Here is a 21,610-nt window from a genome sequence, read left to right as displayed (position 1 = left end):
CTACGCGGCATGCAAAAGCCGCGTAGAATATTGAGCTAGGCTCGCTGCTGCAAGCCTAGCGAATGTCGTAAGCTAAAAAGGCGCTACTGCAAAGCGTAAAATTTTATTTCAAAGCCTTAAAAAGCTCGACGCCATCAAGCTGCTCCCACGGATATTCGTCGTTTCCGACCTGTCCGCGCGCGGCGACGTCGGCGTAGAGAAAGCTTCCTTTGCCTGGGCGATCAAGACCGAATTTATCGATAATCCAGCGCGGCGTGAGCGGGAATTTTTCAAGCACGAAAGCGGATAGCTCATCGTCGCTCGCCGCGCCTAAATTCGTCCCCATACAATCGACGCTGACGCTGACGGGCTTTGCGACGCCGATTGCGTAGCTGAGCTGGACGATGCATTTTTTCGCAAGCCCCGCCGCGACGATGTTTTTGGCGATATAACGCGCCGCATAAAGCCCGCTGCGATCGACCTTAGTGTAGTCTTTGCTGCTTTGAGCGCCGCCGCCGATCGGGCTGTAGCCGCCGAAGCTATCGACGATCAGTTTGCGTCCCGTTAGGCCGCTGTCGTGAAGCGAGCTGTGATTTACGTAGCGGCCGGTCGGGTTGATGTAGATGATAGTCTTGCTTTTGTCGTAAAGCTCTTTCGGAAGCCCCGCCGAATCGATCAAATTTCCGATCAGATCTCGGACGCGCTCGATACTCATGCTCTCGACGCATGGCGCGGAAACCACGATCGTATGGATGCTTTGCGGCTTGCATTCCTCAAAATTGCTCTTCGTGCCGTAATCGACCGTAACCTGCGTTTTAATATCAACGCCAAGCTCGTTGGGATGGGATTTCGCGTAGGCATAAACGTGATCGCAAAGCGCTCTTGCGTAGGTGATCGCAGCCGGCATAAAATTTTTCGTCTCGCAGCTTGCGAAGCCGAACATTATGCCCTGATCTCCAGCTCCGATCTCGCCGCCCTCTTGATCGACGCCTTGGTTGATGTCGGGGCTTTGCTGGTTTAAAAATACGTCTACTTGCAGATCCTGCGGATGCAGGCACTGTGCGCGCGTAAAGTAGGGGTTGTCGTTGTAACCGATCTCGCTAAGTGCGCCCTTTACGATGTGGCGGTAATCGTCGTGAGTAAAATCGATCTTGGCGTTTACTTCGCCGCCGATTACTACGTGTTTGCCCGCGATGAAAACCTCTGCTGCGACGCGTCCGTTGGGATCCTGCTTTAAAATTTCATCTACGATGCTGTCTGCGATGATATCGGCGCACTTGTCCGGATGTCCGGGGCTTACGACCTCGCTGGTAAATAGATACATATCTGCTCCTAATTAAAATTTCGCGTCATTTTATCTAACGAGGTTTTAAGATTAACTAAAAATCACAAAATTTCGCCCAAATTTAAATGCGCTTAAATAAAATTTCGATATATTTCAAACGACGTTTTGATTGAAAGGTAAAAAATGAGTTCGATTCAAAAATTAGTAGCTAGCTACAAAGATAAAAATCTAGTTCTGCGCATAGTTACAGGCTTGATAATAGGAGCTATTTTGGGCTTTGCCGCACGTTCAGCGGCAGGCGATATTGCGGCAGAGCACACTTCGTTTTTAATAAATGTAGTAGCTTTTGCGGAAATTTTAGGAAATTTATTCGTAGGCGCCCTTAAAGCGGTAGCTCCGATTTTAGTTTTTATCTTGATCTTGAGCTCGATCGTAAATAAACAATACGGTAGCGCAAGCGGCTTAAAACGCGTGGTTGTTCTATATATCGTAGGCACCTTTTTAGCCTCGTGCGTGGGGGTAGCAGCCAGCTTTTTATTTCCGACGCAGCTTGCTCTAAGTAATGTCGGCGCGGCAGAAAATGCGGTCCCTGCGAGCGTTTGGATCGTGCTAAAAGATCTTCTTTTTAAGGTTGTAGATAATCCGCTAAACGCTATCGCGCACGGAAACTACGTAGGAATTTTAACCTGGGCGATAGGTCTTGGCGTCGCGCTTAAATTTTGTACTAATGAAACAAAGAAAATTTTTACCGATCTGAGCGAAGCGGTAACCAAAATCGTGCAGTTTGTAATCCAGCTCGCGCCGTTTGGAATTTTCGGTCTAGTAGCTTCTACCGTGTATCAAACCGGCGTTGACGCGCTGCTTGGATACGTACGAATCGTAGTCGTGCTAGTAGGTGCGATGGCGTTCGTAGCCCTCGTGGTAAATCCGCTCATCGTCTTTGCGGTGATTAAGAAAAATCCGTATCCGCTCGTATTTACCTGCCTGCGCGAAAGCGGCCTCACGGCGTTTTTCACCCGCAGCTCGGCGGCGAATATCCCGGTAAATTTAAATTTATGCAAAAAGCTCGGTATCAGCGACGAGCTAAGCTCGATCTCGATCCCTTTGGGAGCTACGATAAATATGGCGGGCGCTGCGGTGGTAATCGCGATCTTGGCGCTTGCCGCGGCTCATACGCTCGGCGTGCGTCCCGATTTTTGGACGGCGCTACTGCTTTGCGTGGTCTCGGCGGTCGGTGCGTGCGGCGCTAGCGGCGTGCCAGGCGGCTCATTGATGCTGATACCACTTGCGTGCTCGCTCTTTAATATCTCAAACGACATCGCAATGCAGGTAGTCGCGATCGGCTTTATCATCGGCGTAATCCAAGACTCTGTAGAAACCGCGATCAATAGCTCCACGGACGTGATTTTTACGGCGATCGCGTCGCAAAGTATGCAAAAATAACTCACCTTAAAATTTACCGCAAATTCCGTCCGTACGGCGGATTTGCGGTTTTTAAAATTTTACTTATTCTTTTTTGATAAAATTATCCAAAAATTTTAAAAGGAAAACGATGAATTGGAATTTAGGCGAGCTGTTTGCAAACGAAGCGGAATTTAGCGGCGCGATAGATAGCGCCTCCGCGCAGGCTAGGGATTTTGAGCTTAAATTTAAAGATAAGCTGCACGCTCTTGGCGCGGAGGAATTTTTAAGCGCGCTTGAGCTTTATGAGGGCATCAGCGAGCAGATCGGCAAGATAATGAGCTTTGCACATCTTAGCTTTGCGCGAGATACGAGCCTTGGGGCGCAGCAGGCCAAGACGGAGCAGGCTTGCAACGACATTTCGCAGAGCCTGCTTTTTTTTGAGCTCGAGTTTAACGAGCTTGACGCCGCAAAACAGGACGAGTTTATCGCAGGGGGCGGGAGATTTAGATATTATTTGAGCTTGCTTAAACGGCGCAGGGCTCACCAGCTAAGCTTGCCGCAAGAAAGCGTGCTTTTAAAAACTTCACCCGTAAGCGGCGAGGCGTTTTCGCGACTTTTTGACGAGAGCATGGCGCGGATGAGCTTTGATTTTCGCGGGCAAAAGCTTGGCGAGGAGGAAATTTTAAGCTTGCTTCATAGCTCCGATCGCGAGGTGCGAAAGGACGCCGCAGCTTCGCTAAGTGCGGTGCTAGAGCAAAACTCCCACCTGCTTGGCTACATCTACAATATGATCAAAACCGATCTTAAAATTCGCTGCGAACTGCGGGGTTACGATAAAGCCGAGGCGGTGATGCACGAGGAAAATCAGATAAATATCGCAAGCGTCGATGCGCTAATCGCAGAAGCGGAGCGAAGCTTCGGTCTGGTCGGCAAATTTTACGCCAAAAAGCGCGAAATTTTAGGCTACGACGCGCTGTATGATTACGACAGATACGCGCCGCTTGGGGGCGATGAGAGCGAGTTTAGCTTCGAGCAGGCTAAGCAGATCGTGCTAGCGGCGTTTGAAAAATTTAGTCCGAAATTTAAGCAGATCGCGCTGATCGCGTTTGAGCAAAACTGGATCGACGCGATGCCTGCGCAAAATAAGCAAAGCGGCGCGTTTTCGCATTCCGGCTCTCGCGATACGCACCCTTTCGTGCTTTTAAATTTCACGCGCAAGCGCCGCGACGTATTTACTCTCGCGCACGAGCTTGGGCACGCGATACATCAGTATCTAAGCTACGGCGTGGGCTATTTCAACTCCTTTACGCCGCTAACGACGGCGGAGACTGCGTCGGTTTTCTGCGAGATGCTGGTGTTTGATTATATGCGCGAAAATTTTTCAAATTTAAACGGCTTGTCGTATTTCAAAAGCACCGCCGCCTCGGACGGCTCGCAAAATTTTAAACGCGACGCTTCGCAAGAGGCTCAGGGCGGTGAAATTCCAAGCGAGCACGCCGTAAAACACGCCGCTTCGCAAGACTCTGCGGGTTCGTGCGAGCTTGCTGCGCGCGATACGGATACGCCCTCGCAGACCGCAAGCGATAAGGCCGCGCTAAGAGCGATGCTTGCGGCAAAGATCGAAGATATCTTCGCGACGCTTTACCGCCAGATCGGATTTACGACCTTTGAGCGGCGCGTGCATGCAAGCGCGGATGAGCTAAGCGTAGACCGTATTAATGAGCTTTGGATGGAGGAGTCGCGCAAGATGTTTGCGGGCGAGCTGATCTTGCAGGATCATTACAAAAGTTGGTGGAGCTACATCCCGCACTTCATCCACTCGCCGTTTTACTGCTACTCCTACGCCTACGCGCAGCTTTTGGTGCTCGCGCTTTACGGGCTGTATAAGAGCGGCAGGCTCGAAAATTTCGTTCAAATTTACACCGAGTTTTTAAGCTCGGGCGGCAGCGACGAGCCACAAAAGCTAGTGGCGAAATTCGGCTTTGATATCAATAAAAGCGAGTTTTGGCGCATCGGCATAGAGCAGGTCGCGGCGCTTGTAGATGAGTTTGTGAGGGGTTAGGATGATAGATAAAATTTTAAAAGACGATAAATTTATCGCTGCGAGCAGTGCGAATATAGGCGCGGTTTTGGACTACGTTTTAGCTCTTGGATGCGGATTTGGCATCGTTGCGAGGACGGATCAGATAAAATTTGACCCGCCGCTGCCGGAGGAAATTTTAAAAAGCTTCAAAATGCCCGCGATCTTTTTGCAGCTGGAGGAATACACGCTCTCTAGCGCGCATCTTAGCAAGGATGAGCTGGTTTTCGAGGCGGGCTTTGGGCCGCAGGATTTTGCAAGCACGCTTAGCGTGCCGTTTTACGGGGTCTTGCAGATCGTCGTGGACGGTAAGCCCATCGCGGTAAATTTCTCCCAGCCCGAGTCCGAGTGGCTTAAGCGCGAAAAATCGCGTAAAATTTTCTCAAAATGAGCGATATTTTAGAAGGTCTTAATCCCGCTCAGCGCGAGGCTGCGAGCCACGTGGACGGAGCGATGCTAATCTTAGCAGGTGCTGGTAGCGGCAAAACCAAAACGATCACCGCGCGCCTTGCCTACTTGCTCTCAAACGGCGTGCCTGCGGAAAATACTCTCACGCTTACGTTTACGAATAAAGCTGCCGCCGAGATGCGCTCGCGGGCGCTTAATCTGATAAGCGGGCTAAATTTAAGCGGCGTGCCGCTTCTGTGCACCTTTCATAAATTCGGGCTTTTGTTTTTGAAATTTCATATTAGCGAGCTTAGACGCAGCGCAAACTTCCAAGTAATCGATACCGACGATAAGAAAAAGATCATCAAGGGCTTTGAGATAAATTTGCCCACATCGCTATTAGCGGCTAAAATTTCAACCTACAAAAATTCTCTAATCGGCCCCAAAGATATTGACGAGCTTTTAAACGATAAAGATGACGAGCTAAGCAGGATGTATAGCGGATTTTACGCGCATTGCGCTAGAGCATATAAGCGCTACGAGGCGTATTTGGCGGCGAATAATCTTGTAGATTTCGATGATCTGTTGATATTGCCGTATAAAATTTTAAACGCCAATGAGCGGCTATGCGATGAAATTTCGCGCCGCTACGCTTATATCACGGTGGATGAGTATCAGGATACCAACGACATTCAATTCAAGCTGCTGCAAAAGCTCTGCACCGCGCATGAAAACCTCGTGGTGGTGGGCGATGACGATCAGAGTATCTACGGCTGGCGCGGTGCGCGGATAGAAAATATTCTAAATTTTAAAGATCAGTTCTCAAACGTAAAATTTATCAAACTTGAGCAAAATTACCGCTCCACGGACGAAATTTTAAATGCCGCCAACGAGCTCATCTCGCATAATAAAAACCGCCTCGGCAAGAGCCTTACTAGCATGAACGGCGGCGGCGAAAAGATCGAAATTTTGCGCTCGGACGAGGAGAGTATTGAGGCGGCAAAGATCGCAGAAGCTATCAAAAAGCTGCTTTCAAGCGGCGTAGCGCCCTCTCAAATCGCCGTGCTTTACCGCGTAAACGCTCTTTCGCGCGCGCTGGAGGAGGGGCTAAATCGAGCCAAAATCCCGTACAAAATGGTAGGCGGCGTGAAATTTTACGAGCGCGCCGAGATCAAGGACACGATCGCCTATCTGCGCTTGGTAAACGACGAGCACGACGACTTTTCGATGAGGCGGATCATAAACGTGCCCAAGCGCGGCATCGGTAAGGTCTCGCTGGCGAAGCTCGAGGAGCTTTCGCGCCTGCGGCTCATAAGCCTATTTGACGCCTTTAGCGAGCCGGACGCAGGGCTTAGCGCCAAGGCGGCGCAGGCTCTAGCGGAGCTTAAAAGCGGTATCGCTTCTATCTCCGCGCTAGCCGATACGATCAAAAAAATAGACGCGCTGGAGCCCGCTTTCGGGCTAAAGGCCTACTATGCTTCGCTGCCCGACGGCGCCGATCGCGTTGCAAACATCGACGAGTTTTTGGCGATGCTGAAGGACGAGGCGAGCAATAAGCCCGATTTTGATCTGGCGGAATTTTTAAACGAGCTGAGCCTTCTTAGCGATCAGGACGCCGTATCTGGCGATGCGATAAACATAATGAGCGTGCACGCCAGTAAAGGGCTTGAGTTTTCGCACCTTTTCGTAATCGGACTGGAGGAGGGCTTTTTCCCGCTTTTGGGCGACAGCAATGACATTGAAGAGGAACGCAGACTCGCATACGTAGCGATCACGCGCGCCAAACGCACGCTTACGCTTAGCTTTGCCGCTAGCCGCTTTTATCGCGGCAAGCGCGAGAGGCTCGATGCGAGCAGGTTTATAGCCGAGGCGGGTTTGGTGGCTAAAGAGCCTCTGCGCGAGCAAAGCAGCGGCTTTAGCAAGGGCGAGCTGATCAAACACAAGCTATTTGGGATCGGACAGATCACGGCGGTAAACGGCGACCGACTCACTATAAATTTTGGCGGAATTTCGCGCGTGATAATGTCAAATTTCGTAGAAAAGATCGGCTCTTATGAATAGATTGTTTTTAGCGGACAAGCCCGCGGGCATCGGCAGCAATAAATTTTTAAGCGCTCTTAAGCGCAAATACGGCGTGAAAAAGGCGGGCTTTAGCGGCACGCTCGATCCTTTCGCGAGCGGCGCGCTGATCGTGGCATTCGGGCAATACGCGCGCTTTTTTAGATTTTTAAAAAAGGAGCCAAAAGTTTACGTCGCGACGCTGTGGCTAGGCGCGCAAAGCCCAAGCAGTGATAATGAAAATATTGAGCGCGTGGAACAAATTCCGTCGCTTTCGCGCGAAGTTTTAGATGCCGCGATGGCGCAAATGCGCGGCGAGATAAAATTTATCCCGCCCGCTTTCAGCGCCAAGAAAATTGACGGCGTGCGCGCATACAAGCTCGCTCGCGCGGGCGAAGAGGTGAGCTTAAAAGAGAGCTCGATGCGGGTTTTTGATGCCGAAATTTTAAGCTACGCTCACCCCTTCGTGAGCTTTCGCGTCGCACTCAGCGAGGGCGGTTACGTGCGCTCTTTTGCGCAAATTTTTGCAGAAAAGCTAGGCGCCACAGGCACGCTAAGCGCGCTTAGGCGGGAGAGCGAGGGAGCTTTTGACCTGCAAGATCCGCGCTTTGCGGAAGAGGCGGCGCTAAATCCGCTCGAGTTTTTGGACCTTGCGCCAAACTTTTACGACGGCGACGCGCGCGACGTGATCTTGGGCAAAAAGCTTGCCGCAAAGGATCTGGTGAGCCGCGCAGACGGGCGCTATCTGCTTATCTGCGGCGATTTTTACTCGATCATCGAGATAAGCTCGGGCGAGGTTCGGTATCTTTGGAACGACGTTCCGATCGCGGGCGGCGCGTTTTAAGCCGCGGCCCCAGCCTGCGGCGGAATTTTGATCGGGCGGCCCTGGCTTGAAATTTGAGCGGTTATAAATACGGCGCGTTTTAAATTTGCTCGCATAGCGCGCTGTCCCGCGCGGTTAAATTTTATCGTGCGGAGCAGCGAGTGAGAGATCACGCTTTTTTTGTTGCGCATAGATCGCAAATCGGCCTCAGGCGGCGTAAATTTAAACGTGCGGCTAGGCAGGCGACGCTCGCTTGTGAAAAGGAATAAATCCGCGGGGGTTAAATTTAAACGCGACCAAGCGGCGTTTTGATTTGCTTTTTGGTGCGATATGACGACGCGCCGCGAGATTAAAATTTCGCGATTTAAAAAGCGCGCAGGTTGGGGCTTATTGCGGCGCAGCAAGCGGCCTCTGCCGAATGAAATTCTAGCTCGCGGTAATGCGTAGTCTGCGCCGATGGGTTTGATTTTGCAGCGGGCGACATACCGCTAAACTAAATTTATGACCTAGTGCGGCGTGCGGTGGTGCGGCTAGAATTTTGCCGGCTTGGAATTTTAATCGCTAAGATAGATTTGCGCTGCGGATTGAAATTCTGCCGCATGCGTCGCAGATTTAAATTTCCGCGCTTTATAAAATTTACGTATCGGGCGCCGCGATCGTGGGTTAAATTCCGCGGTGCGCACTTCACGGCACGCGGTTTTGAAATTTTAATCGCACCGGACGGGGCGTGCCGCAGGCTGAAATTTAACTCGCGCACGGATTTAAAATTTTAATCGCGCTAGATGGACTTGTCGCAGTCTAAATTTAACGCAAGTGCGCCAAAGCGCAGAAGGAGTAAAATTTGAAGGCTTATGCAAAGATCAATGTTTTTTTAAAAGTCGTCGGCACGCGCGGCGGCTACCACGAGATCGCCTCGCGCTTCGTGCTGCGCAGGGAGCTCTTTGATGAGATAAACTTTGAGCGAGCGAGCGGCTTTGCGCTTGAATGCGACGCCGCGCAGATCGCGGATAATATAATTTTAAAGGCTAAGGCGGCGCTTGAGCGGGCGGGCTTTGCGCGCGAGCTTGCAGAATTTTTCAGCTCGCATAAGATCGTGCTTAAAAAACATATTCCGATCGGTGCCGGTCTTGGGGGCGGCAGTAGCGATGCGGCGGCGTTTTTGCGGCTTGCGAACGAGGAATTAAGCTTAAAAATTCCGCGCGAGCGGCTTATAGCGATCGCGCAAAATATCGGCGCGGACGTCGCGTTTTTTGTCAGCGGGCTTGAGGCCGCAAACGTGCGCGGCATCGGCGAGATCATCGAGCCTTTCGAGGACCTCTTGCCCGCGATCGAAATTTTAACGCCCGCTATCTTTTGCTCCACCGGTGCGGTTTATAATGAGTTTCGCGTAAGCTTTATGCAAAACATAGACGCCGCGCAGGCTCAAGAGATGTTGCGTTTAAGCAGCGAGCAGCTGCTGGCGCGATACGACGGCCCCCTGCTAAATGATCTTTTCGCGCCGTGCATAAAGCTATATCCGCAGATGAGCAGGTATCGCGATATGTTTCTAAGCGGCAGCGGCAGCAGCGTGTTTTTCTTAAAATAAGAATTCCAAGGCGCGCGGTTAAAATTTAAAAGCTAAATTTAAAGATAAAATTTAAAATTCGCGCGATCGCTTTTAAATTTAAGCAAAAACGGGCTAAGCTTAGGGTCAAATTTAGAAGGAAAAAGATGAAAGAACTGAGTAAAAATCGCAAGGCATTTCACGATTTTACGATACTTGAAAGCTTTGAAGCAGGCATCGTGCTAAAGGGCAGCGAGGTCAAAGCTCTGCGCGCGGGCAGGGGCAATCTCAAAGATAGTTTTTGTCGCGTGATCCGCGGTGAGCTGTTTTTGCTAAACGCCCATATCAGCTATCTTGAAAGCACCAACGCCCACTTTCGTCCAGACGAAGGGGCAGTGCGAAAGCTTTTAATGCATCGTAAGCAGATCGACAAACTGCTTGGCGCGGCTAGCAAAGAGGGCCTTACCATCGTGGTTTTGTCGCTGTATCTCAATGATAAAAACCGCGTAAAGGCGCGTATCGCTTTGGCTAGTGGCAAAAATCTGCACGATAAGCGTGAATCGCTAAAACGTAAGGAAGCCGACCGCGAAGCGCAAAGCGCGATGAAGCGATACGACAAGCATTCATTTTAAATTCACAAAACTTTGGTTAAAATGCGGGCTTAAATTTAAACCCGAAGGAAATGCAATGAAGAAATTTTTACTATTATGTTTAGCGATTTTTGTTTTAAGTGGCTGCGGAGATGATTCGCAGAAAAAGACGGGCTCTGCGGGCGAGAATTCCGCCGCGAGCGAGAGTCAGATGGCAAAAAATTCTGCTCAAGATAAAAATGGCGAGCGTATTGGCGGCGAGAGCGGCGAGGAGGTAGCTTTTACGCCGTTTAAAACGGGTGAGCGATTTACGCTTAAAAGCGTCGTAGGCGGCGAAGTAACGATCGAGCGGACAGAAAAGGGCTTTAAGCTCGCGGACAGCGATAAAATTTTAATGTTTGATATTTTTGGTACGTATTGCCAGCCGTGCCGCATCGAAGCGCCGCATCTGATGGACTTTCAGCTAAAAAATTCCGCGGATTTTCTGATGGTCGGCTTGATTTATTTTGAGGATATTACCGATGCGCAGGTGATCGAAAATTTTACGAAAAAATTTAACGCGTATTATTTCATCTCCAATTCAAAACAGAACGAGCGCATAGTGGGTCAAATTTTAAGCGACATCGGTTATCGCCACGCGCTTTCGATCCCTTTTAAGGTAGTGCTTAAAGACGGGAAATATCAAAGGCTTACCGACATCAACGAGGGCGATGAGCGGGGCAAGCCGTATTACTTAGGCATGGTCGATACCGATGTGATAAAAAGCGATATTGTCAGGATAAAAAATGGCAACTAAAACCGGCGTGCAGATTCGCACTAACGCCAAAACAAAATCTTTCGTGCCTCGTCCGTATAAAGTAATTTTGCTAAACGACGACGTGACGACGATGGATTTTGTGGTTTATATTTTGATGGAGATTTTTGCCAAAAACTTTAACGATGCTGTAGATTTAATGATGAAAGTGCATAAGCAGGGCCGCGCGGTTTGCGGCGCGTATCCTAAAGAGATAGCCGAATGCAAGCAACAAGCGGTTTTACAAGCGGCAAAGGCCGCAGGATTCCCTCTTAGATGTGAGATCGAAGAGGATTAAATTTAAAGGAAAGCAATGATAGGATTTTTTTTAAACAAACATTTTGAACAAGCAATCAGCGTCGCAAACGACGGCGAGGACGAATACATCACCACTTCGCACGTAGTTTATGCGATTTTTAAATACAATAAGCCCTTTCATGGGCTCATCGCCAAAGAAATTCCGGATATTAACTACCTAAATATCTTGGATAATCTGGGCGGGCTTTTGGATATGATGCCTAAATCAAGCGGCAAGGCTCCGGCGCAGACGATAGAATTTAAGCAGTTCTATACCGAATTAAATAACGCTAAAGAGCCTAAAAACGAGCTCGATTTTATGCTTAAAATTCTAAATGATAAGGAAAATGACTGCACTAAAATTTTAAATCACTACGGTATCAATGCCGCGATTTTTGAGCTCATCGTGCGAAAGTACAAATCCGCTTTCGATCACCGCGACGAGGTCGTTTCTCGCGATGAAGCCGCAGCGATTAAGCTAAACTCATACGATATCGATGATATCACGCATGCGATGAATTATGACGAAAGCCGCAGGCAGTGGCAGAATACGGAATTTGAGCCTGCGTTTGAGGGCGAAAAGGACGCCATAAACGAGCGCGATATTAAAAAGGACTCGCCTAGCTCACTTTATACAGCGAATCTCAATAAAATTGCGCTTGAAGGTAAGATCGATCCACTCATCGGACGCGAAAAAGAGATCGAAAAGACGCTGCAAACCCTCTGTCGCCGCAAGAAAAATAATCCGATCTTAGTGGGCGAAGCAGGAGTTGGTAAAACCGCGATCATCGAGGGTATCGCGCTAAAAATCGTCCGCGGCGAAGTGCCAGAAAAGTTAAAAAACAAGGTGATTTACGCCCTTGATGCTGGCGCGCTGATCGCAGGCACTACGTTGCGCGGGGAGTTTGAGGAGAGGCTAAAGGATCTCATAGACGAGTTTAGCGCCAATCAAAACGCGATTTTATTTATCGATGAAATTCACACGATCGTTGGCGCAGGCACGGGCAATCGCAACGAACTTGATATGTCAAACATCCTAAAACCTTCGCTTGCAAGCGGCGAGCTATCGGTCATCGGCGCTACTACATACGGCGAATACCGCTCGTTTTCGCAGGATAAAGCGCTTAGCCGCAGGTTTTGCAAGATCGATGTAAGCGAGCCTAGCATTGACGATAGCGTCGAAATTTTAAAAGGCGTAGCCAAAAAATATGAGGAATTTCACGGCGTGAAATTTAGCGACGAAATTTTGCGAGATAGCGTAACGCTTGCTAAAAAATATCAAAGTGATAAATTCCTTCCCGACAGCGCCATTGATCTCATCGATGAGGTGGGTGCGAGCTTTGCGTTTAAGCCGCACGAAGCTCCGCTTGAAATCAGTAAGGACGATTTGGTAAATACGCTTTCGATTAGCGCGAATATCGCAAATTTAAGCAGTAGTGTCGATAATAAACAAGTACTAAAAAATCTGGAAGCTAATATCAAGCGCGAAATTTTCGGTCAAGATGAGGCGGTTAGCAGCCTTTGCAAGGCACTTTTGCGCTCTTATGCCGGGCTTGGAGGCGCAAGCTCTCCGATCGGGGTATTTTTGTTCGCAGGTAGTAGCGGTGTGGGCAAAAGTGAGCTAGCCAAGGTCTTAGCCGCGCAGCTCGGAGTACATTTTGAGCGCTACGATATGAGTGAATATATGGAAGCTCACAGCGTCTCGAGACTCATCGGAGCACCTCCTGGATACGTGGGCTTTGAAAACGGTGGAATTTTAACGAATAACATCAAAAAGCACCCTTACAGCGTCATTTTATTTGATGAGGTAGAAAAAGCTCATCCTAGCATGACGAATATTTTTTTAGGAATTTTCGATAACGCAAGTCTTACCGATAACAACGGCGTTACGACCGATTTTAAAAATACGATCATAATAATGACGTCGAATTTAGGCACGAAAGAAGCGCCGCAGGTCGGATTTACAAAAGACGAGAGCTATAAAGTAGATAGCGCCATAAAAAGCTTCTTTGCGCCGGAATTTCGCAACCGCATCGATAAAATCATAAATTTTAACCGCTTAAGCGGCGAAATTTTAGAAAAAATCGTGGATAAAACTATCGGCGAGCTAGAGTCGCAGCTAAAAAACGTAAAGATTAGTCTAAACAAGGAAGCAAAAGATTTGATTATCTCGCGCGGCTATTCGGACGAGTTTGGCGCGCGAAATTTAAAGCGCGAGATCAGCTCTCAGATCAGCGATCATATAAGCGGCGAGCTGCTTTTTGGCACGCTACAAGAGGGTGGCTTAGTTAGCGTGAGCGTAAAAGATGGCGAGCTAAGCTTTAGCTTTGCTTCTACGCCTTTGCCGCAGATAGAAAAAAAGCAACCCGCACTAGCTCAAAGCAGTGTCGTTAAATAATGGCTCGGTTTTACGATTTTCCAGATCCTATGGATGCGCCAGATTTTGCACCGCTTGCAAGTGGCGGCGATCTGAGCGAGGATTGCTTGCTTAGCGCTTATAGCGCAGGGATATTTCCGTGGTTTAACGAAGATGAGCCGATTTTATGGTGGTCGCCCGATCCGCGCGCAGTGCTTGATCCGCGCGAAGTGCGTGTGCAAAAGTCCATCAAGCCCTATCTTAAGCGATATGAAGTGAAATTTGACGCAAATTTTAAGTGCTTCATCGAGCGCTGCAAAGACGTGCGCAAAAAAGAGAGCGACGGCACGTGGATCAGCGAGCAGATCGTGCAGGCTTACTCGCGTTTGGCAGCAGACGGTTACGCTCACAGCGTCGAGGCGTACGAGGACGGCGAGCTTGTGGGTGGGCTATACGGGCTAATTTTTGGGCGGGTGTTTTGCGGCGAGAGCATGCTGAGCCTAAAGAGCAACGCTTCGAAAGTCGCGCTGATTAGGCTTTGTGAGGTGCTTGCAAATTTCGGCTTTTTAATCGATTGTCAGATTATGAACGAGCATCTGAAATTTATGGGTGCTAAAGAGATGCCGCGAGCAGAATTCCTCGCTCTATTTGCTGAGCTTAGTGCGCAAGATAGCGGCTTTGAGCGCTTTGCGGATCTTAAAGTTCCGCGCGGAGCGTAGCAGTGAGCCAAAGCTTGAAATGCGGCAGCGTAAAAAATACGCGGAATTTAGAATTTTAAAGAAATAAGATGTGGCAAAGAGATAAAAGCTCCTCGGTCGGTATGATTATCGTGATGTTTATATTCGTGCCGGCGGCGCTTTTTGTATTTTTGGCGATTTTATATTTTTGGGGCAGCACCGAGCGCAAGTTACCGCGCCTGGATGTCAATGAAACCAACAGCGCGATCCGTGGCGCGATAATCGCAAAAGATAATTATGTCGCGGCAAATTCCGTCAAACTCTACAAAGTTAGCGTCGATGCACGAAGCATCGATAAAAACAAGCTTGATCTTTTCGTGCGGCTTTATTGCATCTATACGGGCGATAGCGAAAAGCGTGTCAAAAGCGCTATCGAGGGCTCTGGCGGCACGACCGTGCTGTCGTATAAAATCGACGCCAAAACTGCCGTGCATCTAAAAGAGCTTGCATATAAGCTAAATTTAAAAAAGGTCTTCGTCAGCTTCATAGGCGCAAACGGCAGGCTAAATCCGCCTATCCGCATGAGCGTGAGCGAAAGCGGCGAGAAGCGCAGTTACAATGTCGGCGATTCGCTCACTCCGTTAATCGGCTATATCAATAAAAAAGAGGTTGATGGCATTACAAAGGTTAGCGGCATCAAAGGGATCGAGAAGTACTACGAGTATTATCTAGCGCCCGTTAGAGATGAGTTTATCGTGGGTCCGCGCGATATCGGCGGCAATATCATTCTAGAGCGCAGCAGCAAAAAAACGGGCAGGATCGACGGCTACAATGTCCGTCTAAGCGTGCCACTAACGCTGCAAAGAAAGATAGAGCGCCTAAGCGATGAGGGCGCTGATAATTACGATGCGCGAGAAATCGTGGTGGGCATTATGAACTCCAAAACGGGCAAAATTTTATCCCTCGCGACCAACGCCCGCTATGACCCCTCAAACATCACGAAAAACGATCTTAAGAATTTAAATTTTACCGCGAGCGAATACGCCTACGAAGTGGGCTCGATTATGAAGCCGATAATTTTCGCAATCGCCTATGATGCCAAAGCCGTCAAACCGGGCGAGATCATCAATACCTATAACGGCAGCTATAAGCTTGGTACTCGCACGATCCGCGACACGCATCCTGCAAAGCAGATGAGCGGCGAGGAGATCATTATCCACAGCTCAAACATAGGAATGATTAAAATTTCAGAGCGGCTGGAGGGGCAGGCTATTTATGACGGGCTGATGAACTTCGGTATGTCGCAAAAAACGGGCATTGATCTGCCGTATGAGCAAAGTGGAAATATCCCAAGCATCAAAAGCCTGAATAATAAAATTTACAAAGCCACGATCAGCTACGGCTACGGCGCGCAGATGACCTTCCTTCAGATGCTCAATGCCTATACCGTCTTTAACAACGGCGGCGTCATGATTAGCCCGCGCCTAGTCGAAAATCTAGAAAATAACGGCAAAACTTACATCGTCAACGAAAGCGAAACCCGCCAGGTCATCTCTAAAACTACCGCTGATGTAATCAAAGGAATTTTAATCAAAACGGTCGAGAGCGGCACGGGACGCAAGGGTCGAGTAGCGGGGCTGCAAATCGGCGGCAAGACGGGCACTGCGCGCATCGCCAAGGGAGGCGGCTATTCGAGCGCCTATAACAGCTCGTTTTTCGGATTTGCCAACGACGCGGACACTAGCTACACGATCGGCGTTTTGGTGCGCGAGCCTAAAAGGGGCAGCTACTACGCCGCTCAAAACGCGCTGCCGATCTTTAAGCGGGCGGTAGGAATTTTGATAGAGGAGGGCTATCTAAAGCCCGCAGCCGACGCAAACGCCACGCAAAAGGTCGAGATCAAGGATGAAGCGGTTGAAATTAAAGATTAAATTTGCTAAATTTCGCGAGGTTTTTTAAAATTTTGCGGCGATGAAATTTCACGGAATTAGGCGCGGCTTTTTGAAATTTTACGGCGTTTAAATTTTATAGCGCAGAATTCTAGCGGCATAGAATTTATCGGCGTAAAATTTTAACGGCACGGCGATGGAATTTTATCGTAACGCGGGATTTTGGCGCGGTAGTAAAATTTCATATCAAGGCAAAATTTTAAATTTGTCGTCGCGCAAGCAGCGCAAGTAAAACAGCGAGTGAGCTTAGCTGTTTAAATTTAAAGACGCGGCGCTATTAAATTCGCGTCGTATGCCCGTGCAACTGCGGAATTTAACGATGAAATTTAACGCAAAGAAAAGAGGAAAATATGAAAGCAAATGAGGGAAAAATGAAAATAGCGATAATCGGGCTTGGCTACGTTGGGCTTCCTTTGGCGGCGGCGTTTGCTGCGAAACATGAGGTCGTGGGCTTTGACGTCTCGCAAGAGCGCATAGACGAGCTGCGCGGCGGGCACGATCGCACGCTAGAGCTTAGCGACGAGGAGCTTGCCGCGGCGATTCAAAACGGGCTTAAATTTAGCGCAAAGCTAGATGATATGAGGCAGAGTAATTTTTATATCGTGTGCGTGCCTACGCCCGTAGATAGGCTAAATCGCCCCGATCTTACGCCGCTAATCAAGGCCAGCGAAAGCGTCGGAGCCGTGCTTAAAAAGGGCGACATCGTCGTGTATGAAAGCACCGTCTATCCGGGCGCTACGGAGGAGGATTGCGTGCCGGTGTTGCAGCGGGCTAGCGGGCTAAAATTTAACCGTGATTTTTTCTGCGGATATTCGCCCGAGCGGATCAATCCTGGCGATAAAGTTCACACCGTCACGAAGATCAAAAAGATCGTCTCGGCAAGCACTGCGGAGGCTTTGGACGTTGTAGATAGCGTCTATCTTAGCATACTTCAAAACGGCACCTTTCGCGCCAGCAGCATCAAGGTCGCAGAGGCCGCGAAGGTGATCGAAAACACCCAGCGCGACATCAATATCGGCTTTATCAACGAGCTTGCGATCCTGTTCGGTAAGCTCGGTATAAACACCAACGACGTCATCGACGCGGCGGCTACGAAGTGGAATTTCTTAAGCTTCCGTCCGGGGCTCGTCGGCGGGCACTGCATCGGCATCGATCCGTATTATCTGGCGCAGAAGGCGACCGAGGTGGGCTATCACCCCGAAATCATCCTCTCAAGCCGCCGTATCAACGATAATATGGGAAGTTACGTCGCTACGGAGGTCGTTAAGATGATGATAAAATACGACGAAAAGGTAAAGGGCGCGAAGGTCTTGATCTTGGGACTGACATTTAAAGAAAACTGCCCCGACACCCGCAATACGCGTGTCGTGGATATGATAAGCGAGCTTAAAAATTTCGGCTGCGAAGTAAGCGTCTATGATCCTTGGGCGAGCGCCGCCGACGCCAAGAGATACTACGACATCGATCTGCTGCAAAAGCCCGACTTGCGCAAATTTGACTGCGTCGTAATCGCCGTAGCGCATAAGCAGTTTTTCGAGCTTGATTACGCAGGCTCGCTGGTTTACGACGTGAAAAATGTCTATAAAGGCGCGCAAGGAAAGCTCTGAAATTTAGCTTGGGGTTTAAATTTAGACTTTATCGGTGCGGTTTACTTTTTATGTTTTGAAGCTCAAACACGATGCTAAACCGCAAAAATAGATAAAATTTTTTGGTATAAGTGAAAGTTAATCCTCATCGTTATATAATCGCGGCACTTTCGGAGGGATAAAACGAGTTGTCGCTTTAGGTTTTGCTAAAAAGCTAAAGCTCTTTACAGGCTAGTGTTTTAAGGCTGAAGGATCAAATTTGAAGACCTTTTTGAAGACCTTGCTTAAAATCATAAAAAACATTTTTAAAGGTATATTTTATATAGTTGTTTTTATAGGTCTTTTTGCCTTGGCGCTCAAAGTTCAGACCGGCAGATTTAAATCAACCCCCCATCACTATACCGTCACTGCAAATACCAAAGTAGATCCTAACTCCGAGCTAGCTAAATACGTAACGCAAAAGGAGATAAACGCAGTCGGCTATAGATATTGGGATATAGACGAAGAGGAGGTTAGAGATAACCCCACGATGGAACTTTTGCGCAGGAGCTTAAAATCAAAAGATACGGATAAAATTTTAAAATTTATGCAGGATAATAATATAAGCGTAGATACCCCTCTTCATTTCGGCGTTACCCCTTTGATGTATGCTAGCTTTTACGATGATGAAAAAACCGCAAAAAAGCTGATAGAGATGGGGGCCGATCCTCATAAGAAAGATAATTACGAGCTATCCCCTATGGCATACGCTATGGAAAATAACGCCACTAAGTCGGTTAGGCTTTTGCTAGATAGCGGAGTTAAGTTTGACGAAGTAGAGATCGTGCAGGAAACCTACGGCATTATGGATGTCGAAAACTGGATAGATTCTGTAAGCTTTGACGAAAACGCTACGCCGATCATACATTACCGCACGAAAGAGGTTCTTTTTAGCGGCGGAGGCGAGCGATATTATTTTATCACCCACCTAGTTAGAAACAATATGTACGATATAATGAAAATGGTGCTAGAGAGCGGTTATAGACCGTATACCTACTCCACTTTCAATATGGGAGAGGTCTCCGTTTCAAATAAACTAGAGGAGATATCCGGCTATAAAAATATAAAAAATACTAACAAGGAGTATGGGGTAGAGGAGTTTAGACTTTATATGTCGGTATATGGCGATCTACTGGACGTGCCCGAGCCCGGAGCTATGATAGATCTGCTTTTGCAATATGATATAGGCGGAATCCCGAATGATGAATTTTTAAAAAGAATGTATGATGATAAGTGCTATGAAGCATATAGGTATGATATAGCCGTAGGATACTATAAAATGGGAAGTATGTTTGACTCAGCATTTTTGCAAAAACATTGTTCCGACAAGAATGCTACCTTTAAAAATATTAAAGAGTATATACTATTTGCGGTAGGGCAAAAAAAAATTGATAAAATAGAATTTGCAGCAAATAGAAAGCATATAAAAAATCCCAACTTCCATATATCTAAAGAGGAAGTCGAGAGGCTAACTAACGACTATAAAGAATATAAAAGAAATTTATTTAGTAAAGAAGCGGAAGATCAAAAATAATAGGCGGCTAAGCAACCCGCTGTGAAATAATTAATTTTAAAGCTCTTTTTGGTTGCTTAAAAATGAAATTTCGCCGATTTTATCGGCATTGTATTTGGCCTGCGAACTCCGCAAAAGTATAAAAACTCGAATAGAAAAGCTAAATTAATCTCTAAATTTACAGTGCCTGCGCGAGTATAAATTTCGCGAAATCCTCGCGGGAGTTCGGGCATTTGCACACTTCGTAGTATTCATAACCCAGCTCGTGCGCCCTAGCTCGATAAAAAATATCCAGCTCAAAATCGGTCTCGGAGTTATCCACGCAAAACGCGATCGGAAATATGAGCGCTTTTTTGCTTTGCAGATCCCGCAAGACGCCCGCGACATTGGGCTCTAGCCACTTCACGGGGCCCAGGCGCGATTGATACGCCAAAATAATCTCTTTAAATTTAATCCCGCGCGCAGCTAGCAGATCTTTTAAAATTTCCACGTGCGCCTCTACCTGCGCCTTGTAGGGATCGCCCGCGGCGATCATTTTTACCGGCAGCGAATGCGCGGAAAATATGAGCGAAATTTGAGAAATTTCATCCGCGCTAAATTTTGCGACGCAGCTTGCGATTAAATTTAGTAAAATTTCGTTGTAAGCGGCGTTGTCGTAGAAGATGTCGATGATTCTATAATTTTTTATACCGAGCCGTTTAAGTGCGGCTTCGGCAGAACACAGGCTCGATTGCACCGTAGTTTTTGAGAAGTGCGGATACAAAGGCATCAAAATTATCTCATCAAAATCTGCATATTTTTTAAACACGTCCTCCGCAAATGGCGGCGTGTAATTCATCGCATAATCGCAAACCAGCTCGTCTATTGGTTTTTCATTCTGCGGCATCTCGTTTTGCAGCGCCTTGTCCTGCGTCGGGACGTCTTGCGGCGGCTGGTTTTGCAATAGAACATCTTGCGCCGACTCATTTGCAGCGCCTTGGAATTCTATCTCATTTTGAAATTTAGCTGCGCTCTGAAATTTTAAATTTTGCACACCATCTGCATTTTCAAATTTTAATCCCGCGCCTAATTTTGCTCGCGCTAGCTCATTTACCCGCTCGCAAAGCGCTTCGGTGATGGAGCATATCGGCGAGCGCCCGCCCAATTTTTCGTAGTTGCTGCGCGCCGATGCGGTTCTGCTTTTTACGATGAGCGCGGCTAAAACGCTTCGCCAAAAATCACTCTTAACGCCCAAAATAAAGGGGTCGTTAAACATATTTTTTAAAAAAACTTCAACCTCGCTCAGATTGTTCGGACCGCCCATGTTGAGTAAAATTAGGGCTTTTTTCATGAGATGATTTCTCTGATTTTTATCGCATCCTCTACGCTTGCAAGACCTGCGTTAGTGCTGCTGTCGCACATCGCGCAAAACGCTTCGTGCTCGCGGCGTAGCGAAAAATCGTCGCGATCGACGCGCAGATTTACGCGCCCGTCAGGCGTAATTTTAAAAAGAGTTATTGAGATTAGATCGCCGAAATACACACCGCTGTCGGTGCAAATCTCGATACCGTGGCGCCTGATCGGATAGAGATTGGACTGCATTAGCGTGCAATAGCAGCCGCTTTTTGTGTGAAGCGTCGCGCATGCGGCTAGAGTGCGCTCTTTAGAGATATTTTTGCTAAGTTCTATGCAGGCGATCTCGCTGTGAGAAAGCAGCCGCACAAGATCGATATCTCTAAAAAGGGCATTGGCGACGATATCTGCTCTATCATCGTTTGCAAAACCGCTTACAAAGCTCATCGAAAAAATTTTATCCCCCTTGGCTAGCTCGCGTAGCAAGGATACGATGACAGGATTGTAGCGGTCGGAGTAGCCTACGGCTAGGCGCGTGCCGTTAGTAGTGACTGCGTAATTTATCTCTCTGGCTTCGGCTAGGCTTTGTGCGAGCGGAGATTCTACAAAGATATTTTTGGTAAACGGCAGGCATTTTAAAATCAGCTCTTTATGCGATGGCGGGGGAGCCGTGATGACTACGGCATCGGGCTTGGCGACGTTAAAAAGATCGGTTAGATTATCAAAGATCGGATAGCGTGGGCCGAAATTTTCACTGCTGCCCTTATGATAAAGCGCTACAAGCTCGAAATAATCGCTCCTTCTTAGCTCGCTGAAGTGCTTTTGACCAAGCTCGCCCATGCCTATGATCGCTATCTTTTTTTTCATCGCCATGCCCTAAATTTAATCTTTCGCGCCATTATAACTAAGAATGGTTAAA

The 21,610-nt window shown here is 48.1% G+C and carries 17 protein-coding genes; 14 read left to right on the top strand and 3 right to left on the bottom strand.

The window, feature by feature from the left end; translation table 11 throughout:
• Positions 1-103: 103 nt before the first annotated feature.
• Positions 104-1,303 carry a methionine adenosyltransferase gene (gene metK / locus Q0174_RS01285; protein WP_298041132.1) on the bottom strand — a complete coding sequence of 400 codons (1,200 nt, stop codon included), beginning with the start codon at positions 1,301-1,303 and terminating at the stop codon, positions 104-106.
• A 144-nt stretch (positions 1,304-1,447) separates the two neighbouring features.
• Here metK and sstT point away from each other — a divergent pair, with 144 nt between their 5' ends.
• From sstT to Q0174_RS01215, 14 genes are all read left to right on the top strand, one after another.
• Positions 1,448-2,707: a serine/threonine transporter SstT gene (sstT, locus tag Q0174_RS01280; protein WP_291936613.1), complete on the top strand. Its 1,260-nt coding sequence runs from the start codon at positions 1,448-1,450 to the stop codon at positions 2,705-2,707.
• Between the two features lie 109 nt (positions 2,708-2,816).
• Complete coding sequence (locus Q0174_RS01275; protein WP_298041130.1) at positions 2,817-4,730, top strand: M3 family oligoendopeptidase; 1,914 nt, start codon at positions 2,817-2,819, stop codon at positions 4,728-4,730.
• 1 nt (position 4,731) lies between these two features.
• Positions 4,732-5,139, top strand: a complete 408-nt coding sequence (locus Q0174_RS01270) for a hypothetical protein (RefSeq protein WP_298041129.1) — start codon at positions 4,732-4,734, stop codon at positions 5,137-5,139.
• Complete coding sequence (locus Q0174_RS01265) at positions 5,136-7,196, top strand: UvrD-helicase domain-containing protein (RefSeq protein WP_298041127.1); 2,061 nt, start codon at positions 5,136-5,138, stop codon at positions 7,194-7,196. The genes Q0174_RS01270 and Q0174_RS01265 overlap by 4 nt, the downstream gene beginning before the upstream one ends.
• The gene (gene truB, locus Q0174_RS01260; protein ID WP_298041124.1) at positions 7,189-8,037 is read left to right on the top strand and encodes a tRNA pseudouridine(55) synthase TruB; all 849 of its coding nucleotides are present in this window, start codon (positions 7,189-7,191) and stop codon (positions 8,035-8,037) included. The genes Q0174_RS01265 and truB overlap by 8 nt, the downstream gene beginning before the upstream one ends.
• Before the next feature lie 820 nt (positions 8,038-8,857).
• Positions 8,858-9,601, top strand: coding sequence for a 4-(cytidine 5'-diphospho)-2-C-methyl-D-erythritol kinase (locus Q0174_RS01255; protein WP_298041122.1), 744 nt, complete (start codon positions 8,858-8,860; stop codon positions 9,599-9,601).
• A 125-nt stretch (positions 9,602-9,726) separates the two neighbouring features.
• Positions 9,727-10,191, top strand: coding sequence for an SsrA-binding protein SmpB (gene smpB, locus Q0174_RS01250; RefSeq protein WP_298041120.1), 465 nt, complete (start codon positions 9,727-9,729; stop codon positions 10,189-10,191).
• A gap of 55 nt (positions 10,192-10,246) precedes the next feature.
• The gene (locus Q0174_RS01245) at positions 10,247-10,945 is read left to right on the top strand and encodes a TlpA family protein disulfide reductase (RefSeq protein WP_298041118.1); all 699 of its coding nucleotides are present in this window, start codon (positions 10,247-10,249) and stop codon (positions 10,943-10,945) included.
• Complete coding sequence (locus tag Q0174_RS01240; protein ID WP_298041116.1) at positions 10,935-11,240, top strand: ATP-dependent Clp protease adaptor ClpS; 306 nt, start codon at positions 10,935-10,937, stop codon at positions 11,238-11,240. The genes Q0174_RS01245 and Q0174_RS01240 overlap by 11 nt, the downstream gene beginning before the upstream one ends.
• Before the next feature lie 15 nt (positions 11,241-11,255).
• A complete protein-coding gene (locus Q0174_RS01235; RefSeq protein WP_298041114.1) occupies positions 11,256-13,637 on the top strand; it encodes an AAA family ATPase in 2,382 nt (793 codons plus the stop codon).
• Positions 13,637-14,314, top strand: a complete 678-nt coding sequence (gene aat / locus Q0174_RS01230) for a leucyl/phenylalanyl-tRNA--protein transferase (RefSeq protein ID WP_298041112.1) — start codon at positions 13,637-13,639, stop codon at positions 14,312-14,314. The genes Q0174_RS01235 and aat overlap by 1 nt, the downstream gene beginning before the upstream one ends.
• Before the next feature lie 68 nt (positions 14,315-14,382).
• On the top strand, positions 14,383-16,203 hold the full coding sequence (locus Q0174_RS01225; RefSeq protein WP_298041110.1) for a penicillin-binding protein 2: 1,821 nt from the start codon (positions 14,383-14,385) through the stop codon (positions 16,201-16,203).
• Between the two features lie 389 nt (positions 16,204-16,592).
• On the top strand, positions 16,593-17,828 hold the full coding sequence (locus Q0174_RS01220) for a nucleotide sugar dehydrogenase (RefSeq protein WP_298041108.1): 1,236 nt from the start codon (positions 16,593-16,595) through the stop codon (positions 17,826-17,828).
• Positions 17,829-18,066: 238 nt separating this feature from the next.
• On the top strand, positions 18,067-19,380 hold the full coding sequence (locus Q0174_RS01215) for an ankyrin repeat domain-containing protein (protein WP_298041106.1): 1,314 nt from the start codon (positions 18,067-18,069) through the stop codon (positions 19,378-19,380).
• 157 nt (positions 19,381-19,537) lie between these two features.
• On the opposite strand, the gene hemH is transcribed toward Q0174_RS01215, so the two are convergent.
• Positions 19,538-20,689, bottom strand: coding sequence for a ferrochelatase (gene hemH, locus Q0174_RS01210; protein ID WP_298041104.1), 1,152 nt, complete (start codon positions 20,687-20,689; stop codon positions 19,538-19,540).
• Positions 20,686-21,558 carry a Gfo/Idh/MocA family oxidoreductase gene (locus tag Q0174_RS01205; RefSeq protein ID WP_040304050.1) on the bottom strand — a complete coding sequence of 291 codons (873 nt, stop codon included), beginning with the start codon at positions 21,556-21,558 and terminating at the stop codon, positions 20,686-20,688. Before Q0174_RS01205 ends, hemH begins: the two co-directional genes overlap by 4 nt.
• Positions 21,559-21,610: the final 52 nt, after the last annotated feature.

This window comes from uncultured Campylobacter sp., assembly GCF_937996225.1.
Lineage (GTDB): Bacteria > Campylobacterota > Campylobacteria > Campylobacterales > Campylobacteraceae > Campylobacter_B.
The sequence above is the reverse complement of the archived record's forward strand: the minus strand, read 5'-3'. Positions and strand labels throughout refer to the sequence as shown.